Source organism: Providencia rettgeri, from assembly GCF_001874625.1.
Classification (GTDB): domain Bacteria; phylum Pseudomonadota; class Gammaproteobacteria; order Enterobacterales; family Enterobacteriaceae; genus Providencia; species Providencia huashanensis.
Window position 1 is genome coordinate 914,832 of the sequence record NZ_CP017671.1, and the last position, 20,231, is coordinate 935,062.

The 20,231-nt window shown below is 41.5% G+C and carries 21 protein-coding genes; 5 read left to right on the plus strand and 16 right to left on the minus strand.

Annotation, left to right across the window (positions count from 1 at the left end; genetic code table 11):
* Window positions 1–259 precede the first annotated feature (259 nt).
* Complete coding sequence (locus RB151_RS03895) at window positions 260–1,480, plus strand: sodium/glutamate symporter (protein WP_048608321.1); 1,221 nt, start codon at window positions 260–262, stop codon at window positions 1,478–1,480.
* A gap of 38 nt (window positions 1,481–1,518) precedes the next feature.
* Window positions 1,519–2,484, plus strand: a complete 966-nt coding sequence (locus tag RB151_RS03900; protein WP_048608319.1) for an agmatinase — start codon at window positions 1,519–1,521, stop codon at window positions 2,482–2,484.
* A gap of 51 nt (window positions 2,485–2,535) precedes the next feature.
* On the opposite strand, the gene RB151_RS03905 is transcribed toward RB151_RS03900, so the two are convergent.
* Together RB151_RS03905 and RB151_RS03910 are read right to left on the minus strand one after the other, a co-directional pair.
* Window positions 2,536–2,904: a DUF4440 domain-containing protein gene (locus RB151_RS03905; protein WP_071547725.1), complete on the minus strand. Its 369-nt coding sequence runs from the start codon at window positions 2,902–2,904 to the stop codon at window positions 2,536–2,538.
* A 2-nt stretch (window positions 2,905–2,906) separates the two neighbouring features.
* A complete protein-coding gene (locus tag RB151_RS03910; protein ID WP_048608316.1) occupies window positions 2,907–3,761 on the minus strand; it encodes a LysR family transcriptional regulator in 855 nt (284 codons plus the stop codon).
* A gap of 83 nt (window positions 3,762–3,844) precedes the next feature.
* Here RB151_RS03910 and RB151_RS03915 point away from each other — a divergent pair, with 83 nt between their 5' ends.
* The 3 genes from RB151_RS03915 to RB151_RS03925 are packed head-to-tail and all read left to right on the plus strand — an operon-like array spanning window position 3,845 to window position 6,179.
* Entirely contained in the window at window positions 3,845–4,531 is a 687-nt protein-coding gene (locus RB151_RS03915; protein ID WP_042846869.1) for an ankyrin repeat domain-containing protein, read from the plus strand.
* A complete protein-coding gene (locus tag RB151_RS03920; protein WP_048608315.1) occupies window positions 4,531–4,995 on the plus strand; it encodes a nucleoside deaminase in 465 nt (154 codons plus the stop codon). Before RB151_RS03915 ends, RB151_RS03920 begins: the two co-directional genes overlap by 1 nt.
* Window positions 4,995–6,179, plus strand: coding sequence for a cyanate transporter (locus RB151_RS03925; RefSeq protein ID WP_042846865.1), 1,185 nt, complete (start codon window positions 4,995–4,997; stop codon window positions 6,177–6,179). Before RB151_RS03920 ends, RB151_RS03925 begins: the two co-directional genes overlap by 1 nt.
* A 20-nt stretch (window positions 6,180–6,199) precedes the next feature.
* Here RB151_RS03925 and RB151_RS03930 read toward each other — a convergent pair whose 3' ends face one another.
* From RB151_RS03930 to hpaD, 14 genes are all read right to left on the minus strand, one after another.
* Window positions 6,200–6,598 (minus strand): hypothetical protein, encoded by a 399-nt coding sequence (locus RB151_RS03930; protein ID WP_042846863.1) that lies wholly within the window; start codon window positions 6,596–6,598, stop codon window positions 6,200–6,202.
* Window positions 6,595–7,137 carry a LemA family protein gene (locus RB151_RS03935; protein WP_071547726.1) on the minus strand — a complete coding sequence of 181 codons (543 nt, stop codon included), beginning with the start codon at window positions 7,135–7,137 and terminating at the stop codon, window positions 6,595–6,597. Before RB151_RS03935 ends, RB151_RS03930 begins: the two co-directional genes overlap by 4 nt.
* A gap of 1 nt (window position 7,138) precedes the next feature.
* Window positions 7,139–8,179, minus strand: a complete 1,041-nt coding sequence (locus tag RB151_RS03940; protein WP_173424827.1) for a hypothetical protein — start codon at window positions 8,177–8,179, stop codon at window positions 7,139–7,141.
* 30 nt (window positions 8,180–8,209) lie between these two features.
* Window positions 8,210–8,767, minus strand: coding sequence for a LemA family protein (locus RB151_RS03945; RefSeq protein ID WP_071547727.1), 558 nt, complete (start codon window positions 8,765–8,767; stop codon window positions 8,210–8,212).
* Between the two features lie 227 nt (window positions 8,768–8,994).
* The gene (gene hpaC, locus RB151_RS03950; RefSeq protein ID WP_042846858.1) at window positions 8,995–9,513 is read right to left on the minus strand and encodes a 4-hydroxyphenylacetate 3-monooxygenase, reductase component; all 519 of its coding nucleotides are present in this window, start codon (window positions 9,511–9,513) and stop codon (window positions 8,995–8,997) included.
* A gap of 19 nt (window positions 9,514–9,532) precedes the next feature.
* Entirely contained in the window at window positions 9,533–11,095 is a 1,563-nt protein-coding gene (gene hpaB / locus RB151_RS03955) for a 4-hydroxyphenylacetate 3-monooxygenase, oxygenase component (protein WP_042846857.1), read from the minus strand.
* Between the two features lie 513 nt (window positions 11,096–11,608).
* Entirely contained in the window at window positions 11,609–12,499 is an 891-nt protein-coding gene (hpaA, locus tag RB151_RS03960) for a 4-hydroxyphenylacetate catabolism regulatory protein HpaA (RefSeq protein ID WP_042846856.1), read from the minus strand.
* 189 nt (window positions 12,500–12,688) lie between these two features.
* Window positions 12,689–14,056: a 4-hydroxyphenylacetate permease gene (gene hpaX / locus RB151_RS03965; protein ID WP_042846855.1), complete on the minus strand. Its 1,368-nt coding sequence runs from the start codon at window positions 14,054–14,056 to the stop codon at window positions 12,689–12,691.
* Between the two features lie 163 nt (window positions 14,057–14,219).
* On the minus strand, window positions 14,220–15,026 hold the full coding sequence (hpaI, locus tag RB151_RS03970) for a 4-hydroxy-2-oxoheptanedioate aldolase (RefSeq protein WP_071547728.1): 807 nt from the start codon (window positions 15,024–15,026) through the stop codon (window positions 14,220–14,222).
* Window positions 15,027–15,035: 9 nt separating this feature from the next.
* Window positions 15,036–15,839 (minus strand): 2-oxo-hept-4-ene-1,7-dioate hydratase, encoded by an 804-nt coding sequence (gene hpaH / locus RB151_RS03975; RefSeq protein ID WP_048608303.1) that lies wholly within the window; start codon window positions 15,837–15,839, stop codon window positions 15,036–15,038.
* Between the two features lie 192 nt (window positions 15,840–16,031).
* Window positions 16,032–17,495, minus strand: coding sequence for an NAD-dependent succinate-semialdehyde dehydrogenase (locus RB151_RS03980; protein WP_042846852.1), 1,464 nt, complete (start codon window positions 17,493–17,495; stop codon window positions 16,032–16,034).
* Window positions 17,492–18,718, minus strand: coding sequence for a Bcr/CflA family multidrug efflux MFS transporter (locus RB151_RS03985; RefSeq protein WP_080750906.1), 1,227 nt, complete (start codon window positions 18,716–18,718; stop codon window positions 17,492–17,494). Before RB151_RS03985 ends, RB151_RS03980 begins: the two co-directional genes overlap by 4 nt.
* 40 nt (window positions 18,719–18,758) lie before the next feature.
* A complete protein-coding gene (locus RB151_RS03990) occupies window positions 18,759–19,142 on the minus strand; it encodes a 5-carboxymethyl-2-hydroxymuconate Delta-isomerase (RefSeq protein WP_071547729.1) in 384 nt (127 codons plus the stop codon).
* Between the two features lie 9 nt (window positions 19,143–19,151).
* Window positions 19,152–20,033, minus strand: a complete 882-nt coding sequence (hpaD, locus tag RB151_RS03995; protein ID WP_042846850.1) for a 3,4-dihydroxyphenylacetate 2,3-dioxygenase — start codon at window positions 20,031–20,033, stop codon at window positions 19,152–19,154.
* Window positions 20,034–20,231 lie beyond the last annotated feature (198 nt).

The following is a 20,231-nucleotide window of genomic DNA, read 5'->3' on the forward strand; positions in this document are numbered from 1 at the left end:
CAATCACTAATTGTTAATTTAACTTACTTTCTATTGAGACACAAATAACATAATTGATATGTTTTTATTTTAATTTTTAAAATTATTTTTTATTTCAGAAAAGGTTTCATTTTATGAAACCATAGGATCAAAAATATCACTTTTATTCTTAGCAGATATGTATATCTTAAAGTTGTAGTTGTTAATAAATTATTACCAAAGTGGCGCCACAAAATAATAATTAATCCAAATATATATAAATACAAAAGGATTCTAATTTATGGTCACAGATGAAATGTTAACAATAAAACTGGATATGATTACATTTACAGCATTAGGGGCCTTATTATTAATTGCGAGCAATGTAATTATAAAAAAGTTTCCATTTTTTATGAAGTATTCGATTCCTAGCCCTGTTATTGGCGGGTTTATATTTTCCGTCATTATGTGGTTAGCATACCAATTTAATATTGTAGAACTAAGTTTTGATAATACATTATATGATTTATCTATGTATGTGTTTTTCGTCACTATCGGTTTGATGACGGGGGTTAAATTACTTGTTAGTGGCGGTAAGATATTATTATTGTATATGGTTATTTGTTGGGGACTAGCGTTCGCCCAAAATGGTGTTAGCCTTGGCTTATCTTATGTTTTAGATATCGAACCATTAATTGCGATGATGGCGGGTCAAGCCTCCATGCAAGGTGGCCACGGTATGGCGGCTTCTTTGGCTCCTCTTATCGAATCTTTTGGCTACGACCAAGCACTGAATGTCGGACTCGCCGCTTCAACATTTGGGCTGATCGCCGGCTCAATATTAGGTGGGCCAGTAGGAAACTGGTTGATAAAAAGAAATAACTTAAAAATTGAAACCGATCATATTGATTTGGATGACTTAACTGAAAAGGAAAGTAAGGAAGATAAGGTCACGCCTCAGCAGTGTATCGTCACAGGGGCCGTTATTTTATCAATACTTGCTATTGGTATGCCAACAGCTAAATGGATCAGTGAAGCTACAGGGTTTACTATTCCAGGACATATTTTTAGTTTATTTGTTGGTGTTATTTTCCATTCATTTAATGAAAGAAAACCAATTATCAAAATATCGCGTAGTACAGTGGTATTAATTTCAACAATATCGTTAGAAATGTTTTTAGTTATGGCGATGATGAAATTAAAGCTTTGGGAACTTTACGAATTAGCATTGCCATTAACCATAATATTAATCACTCAGGTTATTGCAACAGTGCTCGTTGCTATATTTATTGTTTATCGTGCATTAGGGCGAAATTATGATGCTGCTGTCATGTCTGCAGGGTTTATTGGTCATGGGTTAGGTGCGACACCAAATGGGTTAGTCGTAATGGATGCAATTTGTAATAAATATGGGCTGTTTTCGCGAAAAGCCTTCATCATTATCCCTATTGCCGGAACGGTATTAACAGATATTGTCGGAGTTCCATTATTTGTCTTTTTAGCCAATACATTTGGCAGCTAATTAAGAAATAAAAATAAATTTAATAAGGATTATGTTATATGAAAAAATTAACGACACCTCCTCATGTTGGTCATAAAACATTTTTATATTCAGAGCTTGTGACTGACTTGACCAATATTGAAGCGGATATTGCCATACTAGGGATGCCATTTAGCTCAGCTTACAGTGCCCATGCTTTTACCAATGATCAGTCGAGGGCTCCACAATATCTACGTGATATGAGTGATAGGATTGTGAGACACCCAGATCATTATGATTTTGATATTGACGGACCATTATTACAAGGGCGGGAAGACATCAAATTTGTCGACTGCGGTGATGTCATCCCTGACTTATCAAAACCATTGGGAGAGCATCACCAACGAGCAGCACAAGCTATTCGGCAATTATTAAGAGCAAATGCACTACCGATTGTTTTAGGTGGAGACCATGGAATTACCACGCCTATTTTGCAAGGTTTTGACGAGGTAGGCCCTGTTACTTTGGTTCATATTGATGCTCATTTAGATTGGCGCGAAGAGGTTAATGGGGTAGATACTGGCCTGTCGAGCCCTATTCGTCGCGCATCTGAAATGAAACATATTGGTGAAATATTCCAAATTGGTTTGCGTGCTCAAGGAAGTGGTCGTCCCGCAGATTACCAAGCTGCCAAAGACCATGGAGCCCATGTTATTCCTGCCTACGAATTGCATGAAGTGGGGATGCAGGCAATTTTAGACCGTATTCCAGATAACTCAAATTACTATATCAGTATTGATGCTGATGGTATCGACCCAAGCATTATGCCGGGGGTTGATGGCCCTGCACCGGGCGGGGTGACTTACTTACAAGCGCGTAGCTTAATTCACGGCTTAGTGAAAAAAGGCCGAGTTGTGGGGATGGATATCGTCGAAATCACCCCAGCTAAGGATATACCCTCGAAATTAACAGGGGTGACAGCGGGGCGTTTTGTCGTGAATTTAATTGGCGCATCGATTCGAGCAGGGTATTTTGATAAGAAATAACTCAACGAACTAATATCGTACTCATCATAAAGTGGGAGATATTTTCCCACTTTATTGACCGCCCGTCGGCGTCCCTTGATGAAACCTTAATTGCCATTGGTTTTTTGAGTTTTTCAGCCAAATAGATGAGCGATGAGTTAACTTTATTTTAATATTTTGTTGTCGCTCAAAACTGGTATAGGTCATTAGCAGCGTATTATTACTCAATAACGTGCAATGATAATCTTCTGAATAAATTGTTTTAGGCTGTTCATCAACAAGTACGGATAAAGTATTGGTCTTATTTGTCGTCCCCCCTGAGCGTCCAAATTCAAAAAAATCCTCATGTAGCACCTCACGAAGGAAATTAATATTCTGCCGGTTAGCTGAAAGATGTAGCTTTTTTTCTACATCAATTAATTTATTAAATAATGCTTCCATAGCTAGCGCTCCCCTAATTGTTGAGCCAGTTTTTCGGCTAATTGATTAATTATATCGGAGGTATTAGTGTGAAAATGCATGGCGATTTCCATTTCTTGAGCAACAGGAAAACCTTCTTCTTCTGTTAAAACCCGATGTTGCGGGAGTTTCGCACGTAGAGGTAATAAACTAACGCCTAACCCATCAGCAATAGCGCTCTGGATACCAGCAAGGCTGGAACAGGTATAGGTAATGTGCCAAGGGCGTTGTTCACTATCCAATAATTTAAACATATCATTGCGGTATAGGCCATTTTCAGGGAAAACCACCAGTGGCACGGAGTCAATATTTAACCGTTTTGCTTGGCTGCTGGTTAACCAACATAAAGGCTCTGGCCAGTGATAGTCGCTTTTAAACTCGCCTTTTTTTTGCTTAACAATGATCAAATCCAGTTCACCATGTTGGTAACGTTGGTGTAATTGGCGGCTTAATCCACTAGTGACTTCTAAGCGCACATTCGGGTTTGCCTGCATAAAAGCAGCTAAAGTGGGAGTGACTTGCCCTGATGCTAAATCTTCAGGGAAACCTAGCCGAATAGTTTGGATGACGGCATTACCTGTTATTTTCATAAAGAAAGTATCATTTAGGGCTAAAATATTTTTAGCGTAGCTAAGTAGGATCTCCCCTGTTTCTGTGAGTGTGAGTATTCGATGCCCACGTATAAATAAAGGGTGCTCCACAAGTGCCTCTAAACGTTGTATTTGTTGACTTAATGTTGACTGCGTCGAATTTAGGTGCTGTGAAGCAACAGTAAAATTCCCTGTTTCAGCAACCGTTACAAAGGTTTTTAATAATACAAAGTTGAGTAGTGGATTCATTTTTTTAATACCTACCATTAAGTTATTTAATTTTTAAATAGCATATTTTTTGAGTAGATTAAAGGGCTTATAGGAGATAAATCATGAAAATAACTTTTTTATCTATTAAGTGGTTGGTTTCTTTACTGGGTATTTTGACTATTTCTTTGATATTTATGGTGAAAGGGATGGCAAATCCACAACAGAGTCCACTTGTTGCACTTGCGGAGCAAGGCGACCTTCATCAGTTGCAATCTTTGGTCGAACAGGGGGCTGATATTGAACAGCGAGATCTGCGTCAGCGTACACCATTGATGGCAGCAACACATAAAAACCAAATTGCAGTTGCTCGTTACCTGATTGAACAAGGTGCAAATGTGAATGCACGGGATGCAATGCAAGATTCCCCTTATTTATATGCAGGTGCCCGCGGCTTGCAGGAGATTTTGTTATTAACCTTACAAAATGGGGCTGATTTAACGAGTACCAACCGTTATGGTGGTACGGCGCTGATCCCAGCGGCAGAGCGGGGGCATGTGCAGACAGTTAAGACGTTGATTGACGCTGGTGTGGATGTTAACCATGTTAATCGCCTAGGATGGACTGCTCTAATTGAAGCTATTATTTTAGGTGATGGTAGTGATAAGTACGCGCAGATTGTGACACTATTGATTAACGGTGGCGCGGATGTCAATTTAGCGGATAGTACGGGTGCATCGCCGTTGACGCTGGCAAAAAGTAAAGGGTATCGTAACCTTATTGAAATTCTTGAAAAATCAGGAGCTAAATAATGTCAGATAGGCAATTTTTACAGCAAGCTATCACTTTAGCGGCAGAAAATGTACGGGCTGGTGGTCGCCCATTTGGTGCTGTCGTGGTGTGTGACGGGCAAGTGGTGGCGACTGGTGTGAACCAAATGCTTGAATTAAGTGACCCAACAGCACACGCCGAATTGATGGCTTTGCGACAAGCAGGGAAAACATTGAACCGCGTTAAACTGGAAGATTGTGTGGTCTATGCCAGTGGGCAACCTTGTCCTATGTGCCTTGCCGCTATGCGAATGGCAGGGGTTAGCCGGGTTGTGTACGCTTATTCAAACCAAGATGCAGAGCCCTTTGGGCTTTCAACAGAAGGGATTGCCAAGGCTTTGCGGGTTGAACCTGAACACCAATCCGGTTTGCGTTTTGAACAGTTGAAACCTGATAATGACGCTTGTTCTTCACTGTATCAGTTATGGTCGGAACAACAGAAATAATGGGTAAAACAGCCTCATCCTCTTTTGCCTTGATACTCACTATTGTGTTAGTGGGGGTCAATTTACGGCCATTCATGACCGGCCCAGGGCCCGTTATTGATAGTATTATGCAAACGACAGGGATGAGCTATCAAAGTATTTCTTTGCTCACTTTATTACCTATGTTGTTGATGGGCATTGGCGCATTAATTGTACCTATCTTAAATCAACAGTTAGGAGAACGGTTAGGGATTAGTGCAGCGATGTTATTGCTGCTCGTTGGCTCATTAGGGCGCTATTTTGTAGAGGATGGCACCTCTTTACTGTTCACGGCCTTTTTATGTGGTGTAGGGGCGGCGTACATTCAGTCGGTATTTCCGGGGCTTATCAAAGCTAACTTCCCACAAAAAATGGCGATGATGACAGGGCTGTATTCTGCAACCTTAATGGCTGGTGGTGCGATCGGGGCGCAATTAACGCCACTATTAGAAAATGCAACGGGGCATTGGCAAACGGCTTTAGCTTGGCTTGCATTCCCTGCGCTGTTGGCTTTGGTTGCTGTTTTTCTGAACATTCGTACGGCTCGTACGCCAAAAGCCGAGCAGGTTTCTTTATGGCGCTTTTTACGTAAACCCAGAGCTTGGTTGTTAATGGCTGGGTTTGGGCTTATCAACGCAGGCTATGGCACTGTGGTGACTTGGTTGGCGCCATTTTTCCAACAACAAGGGATCAGTGCTGCACAAAGCGGTTCTTTTGTTGCCATATTAACGGTGTTTCAAGCGTTATCTGCATTGATGATCCCTGTACTGGCTTCACATAATATTGATCGGCGATTTTGGCTAATGGTAACGCTTAGTAGCCAAGCAATTGGATTTTTAGGGTTAATGTTATTCGCGAATGCTTTCCCGTTGTTATGGGTTGCTTTGCTTGGCCTAGGGCTTGGTGGGTGTTTTGCACTGAGTATTATCACTGCATTAGACCATATATCGCACCCTGTTAGTGCTGGGGCTCTTACGTCTTTAATGCAAGCGGGGGGCTTTATTATTGCCGCATTTGGCCCGCTATGTGCAGCTTGGTTACATCAAGTCAGCCATAATTTTACATGGGTGTGGGCAATGCATATTGCATTTGTATTAGTGACATTGTTGCTTTATTTACGTTTAAACCCTAAAAATTACAGTAAGATTTTTGCATTGAAACCATAAAAAGGACTTTTATTTGTCCTCTATTTTTTGTTTTTCCGTTTGGATTTTTGTTTTTTGGTTTCTTTTTCAATTTTATTTTCAATGGAATTAAAATAGATCTCCAAATAATGTCGGTTACTTAAAAATGAAATTAGGCAACTGGCAACAATAATGACCCAGATAAGTTGTAACTTGATTGAGTCTTCAATACTGAAAAGCAGTAATAGTGGGATCATCACAATCATGCTAATAAAAACTGAGCAAAATAAAGCCCCTGAAATATAGAGTGAGAGTTTTTTTAACCCGAGTATATTTAGTACGACAAGGGTGGCAATAGATAAAAACAATGTGCCGAACGTGGCAAACATAATGACTAACCCAGCTTCTTGTTCAAGAAGCCAATCAGTAAAACCAAACCAAGAAAAAGGAATGCTGATCATTGTGAAGGCTCCTGTTTACCGTATAGTAGAGGAATAGCTTTAAAGCGAAATAACGCTGCAAAAATTAGGTTTGGAAAGATGTGAATATCGGTATTGTAGAGTGTGACCGTTTGGTTGAAAAATTCACGTCTGTCGGCAATTTGCTCTTCAATATGCTTTGCTTGTGTTTGTAATTCCAATAGTACCGCCTTACTGATAAGCGCGGGATAGTTTTCTGCGATAGCAATTAATGGCTTTATTTTTGGCGATAGTTGGTTTGCAGTATCAATTTTGATTTCAATGGACGTATTGGATAAATAGCGCTGTCGGCTTTCAACTATTTCATTAATAAGCTGTTTTTCATACGCGATAGCTTTATCTGCCACTTGAGTCAGCGCTGGTATTAACTCAATTTGTTTCATTAATAGCACATCAATATTGGCAAATGCTTTGAGGCAATTATTTTTCAAAAAGACAATATTGTTATAAATATTAATTAGATAGCGAATGATTATATAGCCAATGATAACAATAATAATGAAGAAAATAAGCGTTTCCATGCTAGTTATCACCGAATAATGATATTTTGTCAAAATACAGATTTAATTGCCCATTACGGTAATTTATCGGGGTAACCAAAATAACCCCAATCAATAACAGTGCAATAATGGCGGTAATGGATAAATTCCGACGTAACGGCCCGGTTTTATTCCAACGTACAACATAGTCAGCCGGAGAAACACCTAATAGCATATGAGGAGCTTTGCGGATAATAACGGGCTCACCTTTTTCATTCGCGTCAGCGGTGCCAATCAGTAAATAACGGGTTTTTGGTTCAAGCAAATATTCAGTATAACGACGGTTGCCTTGCTCAATATCCATATGCGCTTGTAGCCCTGGATAAACAAAGTAATCGGGGTCACATTCTACCTTTACTGACCCTGTATCATCGGTCAGGATAAAACTCTCCATACGGCTTTTACTATTTTGTAATGTATAACTTTTTTTACCATCTTTATCTTTCGATATGGAATACTCAAAATAAAAGGAGCCATAGCAGGTTTTATTACCTAACTGGCTTTTAATTTCAGTACCTGTGGTTATTTCACCTTCAACTTCGACAAGCCCCATAGCTATTGAGCGTATTTTGGATGTCGCGAGGTTTTTTTGAAATTTTAAGAAGCGCTTGGTTGGTGTATTTTCAATAAACTTAAATACGAAGGCTAAGACAAATGCGATGAAAAACACTCGCATGTCGATAAAAAAGCCTACAAATAAGCAACTTGCTAGTAAAGTCCCCACGAGTACTTTAAGAAAAGCGCTAAACTTTGATGAACCTTCATTTTGTAATCGCTGATACCGCTGAAAGCCGGCTTTACTGGCTTTGACGATATGACGAATAATAAAAAAGGAAATGGTCAATATCACAATATAATAAATGATACTGCCGTAATCCCCTTGAGTAGGTGATAGCGAGTACCACATACCGCAGGCAATGCTGATAAAAGGGATGATCCCCCAATTTACTCTTTTATTTATCGAAAACTTATTATCGATAAATAAAATTAAAGCACCAATCGCTGCCCCGAGTAAAAAATACATATTCACAGACTAATACCCTTTACGTTGATATTATTTAAACTGGATACCATGATATTTTTTATCATCTTCAGAAATATCAAGTAATGGTAATTGTGTAAAACGAAAGGCATTAGCAATCAGGTTGTCAGGGAACATTTGTATTGCAGTATTATACTCTGTTGTTGCATCGTTAAAACTTTCACGGCGTTGGGCTATTTTATTTTCAACATCGCTTAGGGCTAATTGTAATTGTGTGAATTGCTCACCAGAAATGAGGGTAGGGTAATTTTCTGCGATAGCTATAAGGTTACCCAGTGCGCGGTTCATTTTATTTGAAGCGGTGATCTTGTCCGCCATATTTTGGGCACTAAAGTAGCTTTGGCGTGCGTCACTTAATGAGATAAAAAGGCTTTTTTCATGTTCCATTGCTTTTTCTGTAATAGTGACCAGTTGTGGAATTTGATCGGCACGCTGCTTTAAAACCACGTCGATATTAGCAAATTGGTTATTCACTTGGTTACGCGCATTGATTAAGCGGTTATAAATAGATATCCCCCAGCCAACAGCCAATAATAATAAAACAGCTACAACGATAAGAGTGATGGTCATATTAATGCCTTTTAGTCAGCGGTTTTTATTTAATTTGATTTTAGCTAAACGTATAAGAGTCTTATTAATTATGCAATCAGAAAAGAGTGAAAGGGAATGTAATATAAAAAGAAAAGGAATATCGTAAAGTGTTTCTGTAACAGTTTAGTATATATAACAAAATAGCCTCTTAAATTAGAGGCTATTTCAGTCAGATATACTCGTTATATTTCAAGTTGTATCGCTACTTACGCTGTTGGTTCAAGTATTTGGTGCATAACAGGGTGGAACTTGCGTTTAAAGTAAACCAGACCATGCCCTGTGTCATTGACAATGATTTGTTTCATTTCAACCATATACACTGAGTGAGTACCAATATCTTGGACTTGCGTAATTTCACCTTCGAGGTTGGCAAGGGCATTTTTCAGTAAAGGTTGTTGTAAAATACCGTTGTCCCACACATTCCAACTAAAACGCTCTTCCATGGTTGAACCTTTCATACCTGCGAAGTGGCAGGCGAGTTCTTCTTGATCATGGCTTAGTACGTTTACACACAGGCGGCCATTCTTTTGAAATACCGCATTCATGGCGCTATTGCGGTTGACACATACCATCAAAGTTGGTGGCGTATCTGTAACTGAACAGACTGCGGTTGCGGTGATCCCACAGCGACCTTCAGTACCATCCGTGGTGACTATGTTAACTGCTGCACCAAGACTTGCCATCGCATCTCTGAAACGCAGGCGATGTTCATTTTCTAAAGACATTTTGACCTCCTGCTGCCGATTATTTTAGCAGCGAATCTAACTGATTAATATCATTGTTGTTATGCAGGTGTGGACGTTTCCATCCGTGCTGATCGTAATCGGATAAACAACGATCAACCATATCTGTCATGGCTTTCATATTGCCAGAACCGTATGAATGACGCAGACATTGCAGGCGAATTTCATCTTGGCTACCTGCATAGTTAATTTCATACAGCTCATGACGGCCACCAAATTCACTGCCGATTGCATCCCACATAAGTTTTAAGATCTTAATACGTTCAACATGATCCATACCGTTGGAGCCACGAACATATTTTGCTAAATACTTATCAATCTCTGGGTTATTCATGTCACGAACGCTAGATGGTAGATAAATCAGGCCGCTGGTGACGTTACTTTCTATTATATTTTTGATTTTGGTGTAGGCCATTGGTGCCATAACACGATACGTTTGAATTGCTTGAGTATCAGGTAAGAATGCACCGCCTTCCCAAGCTTTTGCTTCAGAGGTCATTGCATCAGTTAATGACCAGAACAAATTGCGCCATGCAACCACTTCACCTAAGTCTGCTTGTACACCACGGAAGTCGATAACACCAGTACACTCCAAGCTTTTTTGCAGAAGACCGGTGATGAAATCGAGTTTCACCGCTAAACGTACACAAGCTTGTAACGGGAACAGGCGAGCGAAACCACCTTGTACTGCCCAGTTACGAGCGCGATCAAAGTCGCGGTAGATCAACACGTTTTCCCATGGAATTAACACATGATCCATCACGAGGATTGCGTCATTTTCATCGAAACGGCTTGATAATGGGTAATCAAATGGTGCGCCAGTAGCTCCTGCGACTAATTCATAAGATGCACGTGAAATCAGTTTCACGCCATCAGCATCCATAGGGGCGACAAACATCAGTGCGAAATCAGGGTTGTCACCCATGACTTGCGCAGAGCCAAAACCAATAAAATTGTAGTGCGTTAACGCAGAGTTAGTTGCAACGACTTTTGCACCGCTGACGATAATACCTGCATCAGTTTCTTTTTCTAGTTTTATATAAACATCTTTTACTTCATCTGCGGGTTTATGGCGGTCGATAGGTGGGTTAACAATAGCATGGTTAAAGTAAAGCCCACTTTCTTGAATGCGTTTATACCAGTTACGGGCGTTATCAGCAAATTGGCCGTAATATTCTGGGTTAGCACCTAAACAACTGGCGAATGCCGCCTTATAGTCTGGAGTGCGTCCCATCCATCCATAGCTCTGGCGTGACCAATCTGCGATTGCATCGCGCTGTTGGCGCAATTCATCTGCACTTGTGGCGAAACGAAAGAACTTATGTGTGTATCCCCCATTACCGGTGTCAGTGTTCCAGCAAAGTTGGTCATGAGTCGTTTTATCATGAAGCGCATCATATAATTGTCCTATAGAAGCGGCGGAGTTACGAAAAGCAGGGTGAGTGGTGACATCTTTCACACGCTCGCCATAAATATAGATTTCACGGCCATCTTGTAGGCTTTTTAGATATTCCTGGCTATTAAAAGGGCGTTTAGCATCTGAACGAAAATCTTCTGGTTTCATGTCTACCTCGTTATCTCACAATGAGGGCTTGCAATGATAGGGGTACAAAGGTTGCAAGCTAAATTATGTTAATTTTATGTTTCTTTTGTGTTTATTAATTGAATCGCTTTCTGAGTAAGTTTTAAAGAGACTTTTTAAAGGTTAACGGGTACTTTTCGTTGTAAATGGTTTTTTATGAAAGAATTGTGATCACTTCGATGTTTTGATGTTAATGTAATTATCAGATTAAACATAAAAACAATGTATATCAATTAATTATGCTTTATTTATATATTAATATATATTTATTATTTTGGTTTCAGGTGGTTATTTTTTAATCTTGACATTCACTTTTTGTTAATCAGTTTGACATTGTTGATAATGTTGAAACAAAATCAATAAAACATCAAAATGTTTTTAAAATGTAAAATAAAAGTGTGGTGGTGGGAAAAGATAGGCTATCAGGAAGCATGAAAATGTATTGCATTCTTAATATGCAATACATGTGTTATTTTTGTGATAAAACTACCCGTACTAGTGGATATTTTGTTCGCGCCATAAACTTGGGGAACAACCCACTAATCGGTTAAAAAAGCGGGCAAAATAAGCGGGGTCTTTAAAACCAAGCTGGTAGGCAATTTCAGAGACTGGGCTATCAGAAAATAGCAGCATACGTTTTGCTTCCCTTAATATCCTATCAAAAATGAGCCGTTTAGGCGGCCTATTCGCGAAACGGCGGCACATATCTTTCAATCGAGATTCAGTGACCCCGAGTTTTTTTGCATACTCAGGTACTGCTAGGTGCTCATGATAATGTAAGTCAATGAGTTGATTAAAGCGTTGGAATAAACGATGCTCCCCTCGAACACCTGTGGTCGGGTGCTCATCAAGAGGGATTGACCTTAGTAGAAAAGCAAAAAAAGCCTGTGCTAAAGAGGATAAAACCTGATCTTTCCCTACAGCGTTATTTGCCGATTCACGAGCCATTAGCGCCCAATAATGATTGAAGGTGTCAATATCTTCGGGTTTGTCTGCAACAGATAAACAAATTGCTGGAATATTGACTAAGTCAGGGTTAGCAGGGTAAAGCGAACCCAATAGTGGGCTAATTAAATCTTGCCGTACAGTTAGTACGTGGCCATCAGTGTCTTCTTGGGTAAAGAAGGCATGGGCGACAGATGGGGGCGTTAGAATAAATAAAGGTGCCTGAACCGAATAACGAGATTCATCAAGTTGTAGGGTGATATGACCAGTAACCAAATAGTGTAATTGGAAAAAACCGTCATGGCGATGGGCTTGCATATCACGGCCAAAGAAAGCCGCCATGTTACCAAAGGTTTGGTAGTGAACGTCATCGTTACCTTGGGTTTCGTCGTAGTCTGTACTGATGTCGATATTCGTAATTAAAGTTGAGTTACCCTTCATTCTTCGGCTCGCAGCGTTGTTGGCCTCACAAGCCAACCCTAGTCACATACCGCAGTATGTTCTTAAGGGTTAACTTGCTTGCCGCCTAGCTGCAAACCAAATTATTTTGGGTAACACCCTTTAATAATTATTTGCAGCATAAATTATTAAAACATTCAAAACCTTCAAATCATTCAAACCATCAAAATATTAAGGTGTTGCTCTTGGTCTTGAGTTCTTCATTGGGATAGCGATAACTAATAGTGCACCGACGACCAGCAAACCTGCCACAAAATAGAGGCCTGAATTAAAGCTACCTGTTTGGTCTTTTAGCCAACCTATCAATAGTGGACTGACGGCTGAGCCTATATTACCCGTTGCATTGATAACCGCAATACCGATAGCTCGAGCACGTAAACTAATGGATTGATCAGGGGTCGTCCAGAATACGGCCATGGCAGTGAAAGAACCTGTCGAGGCCATGATAATCCCAATCAATTGGATAATTGGGTGACTCGTCATGGCAGCAAGTACCCAGCCTGCGGCGGCGAATAAATACGGTAAGGCAGTATGCATTTTCCGTTCTTGCAAACGGTCTGACCGCCGACTCCAGTAGATCATCCCTAAGATGGTACAAAATTGTGGGATTGCAGTTAACAGGCCGATCATGGCATTACTACTGCCTTCATTGAAGCTTTGCATGATCTGAGGTGTCCAGATGTTAATTGCGCTTAATGTATTGGTTAAACAGAAATAAGCGACGGTATACATCAAGACAACAGGGGTGAATATTTCTTTCCATAAACTGGTATTTTGCATTGCTGTATGGCTTTTTGAGCCATGGGGTTGCACTAATTCCAGTTGGTCTTGGTCCATCATTTCTTGAAGCGTGTCTTTATCTTCTTGGGTCAGCCATTTGGCTTTTTTCGGAGAATCATCCAGATAGAACCAAACGAGTACCCCAAGGATCACTGATGGGAAACCTTCTAGTAGGAACAACCACTGCCAGCCTTTTAAGTTTAAAACGCCATCTAAACCAAGGATATAGCCAGATGCGAGTGAACCAAATGCCATGGTAACTGGCATGGCTATCATAAATAAGGCATTAGCACGAGCGCGGAAATAAGCGGGGAACCAGTAGGTTAAATACACTAAAATGCCCGGTAGGAAACCTGCTTCTGCTATCCCAACTAACATCCGTAAGATGTATAAACTGGTTGGCCCGGTCGCAAACATGGTTGCGGTTGAGGCAATTCCCCAAAGCACCATGATGGTGGCTATCCAACGGCGAGCCCCCACAATACTGAGCATGATATTGCTTGGAATACCAAAAATAACATAAGTGACATAAAATAAGGTTGCCGCTAAGCCAAACATGGTGGAAGTGAGGCCGATATCTTTTCCCATAGTTAGGCCGGCAAAGCCGATATTAATCCGGTCTAAGAATGAAAACACAAATAGTACGAATAAGAATACTATCAGCCGTTTGAATAGTTTATTAATTACCCGTTGCTGTGGCTCAGTTAAATTTTTATGTTGCTCAGCAGGGTTAGTGCTTGCAAGTTGTTGATTACTCATATTGTAGGGCCCTCAATTCTTTCTTTTGAAGATTTTATAGGTACAAGGGACTAGTAGGCAGTCATGGTGCTGTCTGCCCTATATTGTGATATTGCTTTTTTATTTAGCTAAATAGGGTAATTGTCTGTAGGGTTAAAATTGACCTATGTAGCGATACTTATTGTTAATAAACGCTTGGTGTTCTTGGAGTGACCTCTGAGGCGGTTTTGCCAAATTTAGCTGCCAGCGCTTCAGTGGTACGAGCAAGTAATGTGGTATCCACACCTACTGCCACAAACAGGGCACCGAGTTTCAGGTAGTGTTCGGCAACGTCTGGTGCCGCCATTAAGATCCCAGGGGCGATACCGGCTTCACGAATTTGTACAATAGCTTTTTCTATTGCGGCTTTAACTTCTGGGTGATTAGGGTTACCAGAAAAACCCATATCGGCACTGAGATCTGCTGGGCCAATAAATACGCCATCCACTCCTTCAACGTTTAAAATTTCAGGCAGGTTATTCATTGCTTCACGAGTTTCTACTTGCACGATTACGCACATTTCATCATTTGCACGAGTTAAATAATCGGGGATACGGTTCCAGCGTGACGCACGCGCTAATGCACTACCAACACCGCGTATTCCCGCTGGTGGATAGCGAGTCGCACGGACGGCTTGTTTTGCTTGTTCAGCATTTTGCACCATAGGTAATAAAAGTGTCTGAGCACCAATATCCAGCAATTGTTTGATGATCACCGGGTCATTCCACGGTGGGCGGACGACTGGCTGTGATGGATAAGGGGCTATTGCTTGTAATTGAGATAATATAGTTTGTACATTATTCGGTGCATGTTCACCGTCAATCAATAGCCAATCGAAGCCAGCACCAGCAACAAGTTCAGCACTGTATGGGCTACATAACCCAAGCCATAACCCAATTTGCGGTTGACCACTTTTTAAGGCTTTTTTAAATTTATTTTCTAACAGATCCATAGTATTTCCTTATACAAAACGGCAGCTAATAGAACCCATATTGCCGTAGTCGACGTGGAACACATCGCCTTTACGTGCAGGAACAGGTCGAGTAAATGAACCACCAAGAATGATTTGGCCCGGTTCAAGTTGGACATTATGCGGCGCTAATTTATTGGCTAACCAAGCAACACCGTTAGCGGGATGATTGAGAACTGCGGCAGCGACACCAGACTCTTCAATCACGCCATTGCGATATAACAGTGCGCTAATCCAACGCATATCTAAGTCGCGTGGTTTGATAGGTCTGCCGCCTAAAATCACTGCACCATTAGCCGCATTATCCGAAATTGTGTCGAATACTTTACGGGGACGGCTAGTGTCTGGGTCTATGTTATGGCAGCGTGCGTCAATTAGCTCAAGAGCAGGGATCACATAATCAGTTGCGTTATAGACATCAAAGATGGTGCAGTTGGGGCCGCGTAAGGGTTTTGCGAGAACAAAAGCAAGCTCTACTTCAATACGAGGGACAATAAAGCGGTCAGTGGGAATATCACAACCGTCATCAAAAAACATATCGTCAAGTAGCGCGCCATAATCAGGTTCATCTATTTGTGAGCTTGCTTGCATTGCTTTGGAGGTTAGCCCAATTTTATGGCCTTTGAGTATACGTCCTTCAGCAATTTTCAAACCAACCCATTCTTTTTGGATGGCATAAGCATCGTCAATCGTCATCTCTGGGTGATCCAACGAAATCTGGCGGATCTGCTCACGTGATTTTTCAGCCTGATTAAGGCGTTGGGCTATTTGCAATATGACATCTTTTTGTAACATCTTATTCTCCTTTTGCACCTCAGCTCGTCATACATCGAGCTATAACTGCGTTAGCTTCACGATAGGCTGGCGCCTATCCCCTAGTCACACGGGTATGCTCCTAAGGGATTAGTCTCATTTGCCGCCTTGTTCTAACTCGAATTATTTAGAGCTAAGATTTTAAAAGCGAATACCGCCAGTTAATGTGTCTTTCTAATTAGAAAGACCACCGAAACAGAGGTATTTCACTTCCAGATAATCTTCAATTCCGTAGCGTGAGCCTTCACGCCCCAGACCAGACTGCTTAATGCCACCAAATGGGGCCACTTCATTTGAAATAATGCCTTCATTAATACCGACCATTCCGCTTTCTAAAGCCTCAGCAACACGGTAGATTCGACCGATATCTTTTGAATAGAAATAGGATGCCAAGCCGAACTCAGTGTCATTCGCTAGTGCAATGGCTTCTTGCTCATCACGGAATTTGAATAAAGGCGCGAGTGGACCGAATGTTTCCTCTTTAGCGACTTTCATGGATTCGGTTACACCGGTGATCACTGTAGGTTCAAAGAACAAACCACCCAACGACGCTGGTTTACCACCTGCAATCACTTTCGCACCATGAGAAACAGCATCAGCAATGTGCTCTGTCACTTTATCGACAGCGGCTTGGTTAATCAGCGGGCCTTGCTGTGAATCTGCTTGGGTTGATGGGCCAATTTTTAGTTCATTTACAGCTTTTGCTAAGCGAGCGGCGAATTCATCATAGACACCTTCTTGAACTAAGATGCGGTTAGCGCATACACAGGTTTGCCCGCTGTTACGGAATTTTGCGGCTAAAGCCCCTTGTACTGCTGCGTCTAAATCCGCATCATCAAAGACAATAAATGGCGCATTACCACCTAACTCAAGGGACATTTTTTTCACAGTATTAGCGCATTGTTCCATCAATAATTTGCCAACACGGGTAGAACCTGTGAAAGTCAATTTACGGACAATAGGGCTGGAGGTCATTACCCCGCCAATGGCTTGGGCATCTGTGCCTGGGACGATGTTAAATACGCCAGCAGGGATACCTGCTTGTTCACCTAATGCCGCGAGTGCAAGCGCAGAGAGTGGTGTTTCTGCGGCGGGTTTTAGTACCATAGTACAACCGGCTGCTAGAGCTGGACCGACTTTGCGGGTGATCATCGCATTAGGGAAGTTCCAAGGCGTAATTGCCGCAACCACACCGACAGGTTGTTTTATTGTTACAAGGCGGCGACCTGGGAGTGGTGACGGAATAGTTTCACCGTAAATGCGTTTACCTTCTTCAGCAAACCATTCAATAAAACTGGCTCCGTAGGCAATTTCTCCCATCGATTCGGTTATCGACTTGCCTTGTTCTGCACTGAGCAATTGCGCTAATTCTGTTTGGTTTTCCATCATCAAATGGAACCATTTATTTAAAATCTGGCTACGTTCTTTCGCAGTTTTAGCTCTCCATGCTGGGAGGGCTTTTTCAGCAGCTTCAATAGCCTGCTGGGTTTCTAACGCCCCTACATTACTCACTTTGGCGATAACGTGGTTATTCGCAGGGTTTGTCACTTCAAACACGTTGTTGTTTTGTGCGTCAACCCATTGACCGTTGATATAAGCCTGTTGGCGGAATAATGTAGAATTGGTATTTATGCTCATTTTTCGTTTTTCTCCGAAGACACTGATTGCACCTGTGAGTGGGGATTTTTAGCCGATAAATATTGGCTTGTGAAACTTAACCCAGCACAGATAGCCATAACGAGTGTCATAGCAAATGGGGATTCATCCTGTAATACAGAAACTGCAACACTAGCCAGAGCAGCCAATGCAAATTGAATTGAAATTGCGAGTGCACTGGCGCTACCTGCAATTTTTCCGCGATGTTGCAGTAACAGTGACAAACTGTTAGTGCCGATAGCATTTACCATCGATAGGAACAGTACCACCAGAATAACAATTATGGAGAGGCTTTGTTGATAAAAAAGTAACAACAATAAGCCAAACGCAAGTTGAAAACCGCTTTGCATGGTCAATATACGCGTCAAACTATAGGTTTTTAGCAACTTAACATTGAGTAACAGCATGACAATCATCCCCAAGATGTTGCAGCCGAATAACAGGCCATAATGCTGTTCAGAAACACCAAAATAGCTGATGTAAACAAATGGTGAGCCACTAATAAAGGCGAACATCCCTGCGAAAGAGAACGCCATGGTACCGATAATACTCAGTGCTTCTTTGTCGCTGAGCACCTGAGCGTAGTTTTTAAAAGCAACGCAAATAATATTCTCAGTGCCCCGCTGGTGGCGTAATGTTTCAGGGAGCAAGAAAAAAATTGCCGCCACGGAAGATAGGCCAATCAGCGCCAACAAATAAAAAATAGCTTGCCACTGAAAGTGGATAAGTAGAAAACCACCTAGTAATGGGGCAAGTAATGGAGCAATCATGGTGACGAGTGTCATTAATGACAACACTTTAGGTAATTCATTTGCGGGATACACATCCCTAGCAATTGCCCTCGCCATCACGATTGCAGCACCGCTGCCAAAAGCTTGTAGCGCCCTGAAAATAATTAACGTATTGGCATCAGAGGCTTGAGCACATAATAAGCTTGCTACGGTAAAGATTGCCAAGCCACTTAACAACATTTTACGGCGGCCCAGCAAATCGCTCAGTGGCCCGTAAAACAGCATCCCGACACAAAAGCCAGCAAAAAAAGCGCCTAGTGTGTACTGCATTTGCCCCTGAGAGGCTTGAAGAGCAACCCCCATCTGAGGTAGGGCAGGAAGATACATATCGATAGACAATGGGCCGAATGCCACTAATGACCCCAATAATGGGATTAGGTAGTGCGGTATGTGTTTATCGAAACTTTTAACCATCTTGCCCTCTCAATACAACGATTAGTTACTGCCTAAACCCTCACCCTTTAAATAGGGCGTGCACATTGTTTTGTTTGTAATTTAATACAGGGTCTAGCTCTTCCATGGTGAAAGATAGTGCTAAGTAGCGTTTTGCCATTAAATCAGCAAAATGGTTTTTGATGAGGTCGAAAATCATTTCCCCTGTTTTTTGCTTATCTTCAAGGGAACGACCAGCACCAATTTTTAACGTCATATGGACAAACGCATAGTCGTGCTTACCATCGGCCATTTGCCAAGTATCTAGCCAAATAGCGCGACTACGAATTCCAGCTAGTGGGAAAATACCCGTCCCAGCAAGGGCATCATTCACTTTAGCGAATAACGCTGGGAGCTCGGCTTCATCACGAATGTTTTCTGTGCATTCTGCATAAAAATGAGGCATAACAATTCCTTATACAGTAGCGGTTTGTTTTTCAGTAATATAACTTGGAAGAGGGAATACGGCGTTAATTTGCCCTGTCCCCGAGCTGGCGAATAAATCCGTTAACACTTCCACTTTTTCCGCGTATTTATCCCAACCCAGCATGCCTAATAGCATTACCGTATCGTGCATATGCCCTTCGCCATAGCAATAATCAGCATATTCAGGCAGCATTTTGCAAAACTCTTGGAAACGACCTTCACGCCATAGTTTCACAACACGTTTGTCCATTTGCTCATCAAATTCGCGGGTGTAACTATTCATACCATCTTCGGCTTTTTGGTCATCAATAAAACGGTGTGATAAAGAACCACTAGCCAATACAGCCACGGTGCCATCGTATTTTTCGATCGCGGTCAGTACGGCTTCGCCTAATTTCCGGCTGTCTTCAAAGCTGTGAGAAGTACAGAATGCGGAGATAGAAATCACTTTAAAGTGGCGGTCGCTATTCATATAGCGCATAGGAACTAAAGTCGCATATTCGAGAGTTAAGCTTGGAATTTCATGAGCTTGAGCTCGAACACCTAATTTGCGCGCTTCTTCGCCGATCATTTGGCCTAGGACTGAGTTTCCATCATATTCATATTCCATATCACGAATAAAATGAGGGAGTTCATTACTGGTATATATACCTTTAAAATGATCGGCGCAGTTGATGTGGTAAGCACTATTGACCAGCCAGTGCGTGTCAAAAACAATGATGGTATCAACGCCTAATTCGCGACAACGACGGCTAATTTCTTTATGACCATCGATAGCGGCTTGGCGGCATCCATGATTTTTACCCGGTAGTTCTGATAGGTACATGGATGGGACGTGTGTTATTTTTGCGGCGAGTGCCAACTTACCCATTTCCTTCCTCCTTCGCTTATCCGTCATACTTCGCGCCGTAGCGTTGTTGGCTTCATAAAGTTACCCTAGTCACATACTTCAGTATGCTCCTAGGGATAACTTCACTTGCCGCCTAGCTACAATACGAATTATTGAGGATAAGTAGCCAAATTAATTATCATTGATTCAAAATTACTTAGAATAAAGAATGGTGTAGCT

What these genes read in the sequence shown, in the direction of transcription:
- RB151_RS03980 (WP_042846852.1), bottom strand. Translation starts at nt 17,495, where the DNA reads ATGAGCATAAATACCAATTCTACATTATTCCGCCAACAGGCTTATATC.
- RB151_RS03895 (WP_048608321.1), top strand. Translation starts at nt 260, where the DNA reads ATGGTCACAGATGAAATGTTAACAATAAAACTGGATATGATTACATTT.
- hpaX (WP_042846855.1), bottom strand. Translation starts at nt 14,056, where the DNA reads ATGAGTAATCAACAACTTGCAAGCACTAACCCTGCTGAGCAACATAAA.
- RB151_RS03915 (WP_042846869.1), top strand. Translation starts at nt 3,845, where the DNA reads ATGAAAATAACTTTTTTATCTATTAAGTGGTTGGTTTCTTTACTGGGT.
- hpaA (WP_042846856.1), bottom strand. Translation starts at nt 12,499, where the DNA reads ATGAAGGGTAACTCAACTTTAATTACGAATATCGACATCAGTACAGAC.
- RB151_RS03910 (WP_048608316.1), bottom strand. Translation starts at nt 3,761, where the DNA reads ATGAATCCACTACTCAACTTTGTATTATTAAAAACCTTTGTAACGGTT.
- RB151_RS03990 (WP_071547729.1), bottom strand. Translation starts at nt 19,142, where the DNA reads ATGCCTCATTTTTATGCAGAATGCACAGAAAACATTCGTGATGAAGCC.
- RB151_RS03985 (WP_080750906.1), bottom strand. Translation starts at nt 18,718, where the DNA reads ATGGTTAAAAGTTTCGATAAACACATACCGCACTACCTAATCCCATTA.
- RB151_RS03920 (WP_048608315.1), top strand. Translation starts at nt 4,531, where the DNA reads ATGTCAGATAGGCAATTTTTACAGCAAGCTATCACTTTAGCGGCAGAA.
- hpaC (WP_042846858.1), bottom strand. Translation starts at nt 9,513, where the DNA reads ATGTCTTTAGAAAATGAACATCGCCTGCGTTTCAGAGATGCGATGGCA.
- hpaI (WP_071547728.1), bottom strand. Translation starts at nt 15,026, where the DNA reads ATGGATCTGTTAGAAAATAAATTTAAAAAAGCCTTAAAAAGTGGTCAA.
- hpaH (WP_048608303.1), bottom strand. Translation starts at nt 15,839, where the DNA reads ATGTTACAAAAAGATGTCATATTGCAAATAGCCCAACGCCTTAATCAG.
- hpaB (WP_042846857.1), bottom strand. Translation starts at nt 11,095, where the DNA reads ATGAAACCAGAAGATTTTCGTTCAGATGCTAAACGCCCTTTTAATAGC.
- hpaD (WP_042846850.1), bottom strand. Translation starts at nt 20,033, where the DNA reads ATGGGTAAGTTGGCACTCGCCGCAAAAATAACACACGTCCCATCCATG.
- RB151_RS03945 (WP_071547727.1), bottom strand. Translation starts at nt 8,767, where the DNA reads ATGACCATCACTCTTATCGTTGTAGCTGTTTTATTATTATTGGCTGTT.
- RB151_RS03940 (WP_173424827.1), bottom strand. Translation starts at nt 8,179, where the DNA reads ATGTATTTTTTACTCGGGGCAGCGATTGGTGCTTTAATTTTATTTATC.
- RB151_RS03900 (WP_048608319.1), top strand. Translation starts at nt 1,519, where the DNA reads ATGAAAAAATTAACGACACCTCCTCATGTTGGTCATAAAACATTTTTA.
- RB151_RS03935 (WP_071547726.1), bottom strand. Translation starts at nt 7,137, where the DNA reads ATGGAAACGCTTATTTTCTTCATTATTATTGTTATCATTGGCTATATA.
- RB151_RS03925 (WP_042846865.1), top strand. Translation starts at nt 4,995, where the DNA reads ATGGGTAAAACAGCCTCATCCTCTTTTGCCTTGATACTCACTATTGTG.
- RB151_RS03905 (WP_071547725.1), bottom strand. Translation starts at nt 2,904, where the DNA reads ATGGAAGCATTATTTAATAAATTAATTGATGTAGAAAAAAAGCTACAT.
- RB151_RS03930 (WP_042846863.1), bottom strand. Translation starts at nt 6,598, where the DNA reads ATGATCAGCATTCCTTTTTCTTGGTTTGGTTTTACTGATTGGCTTCTT.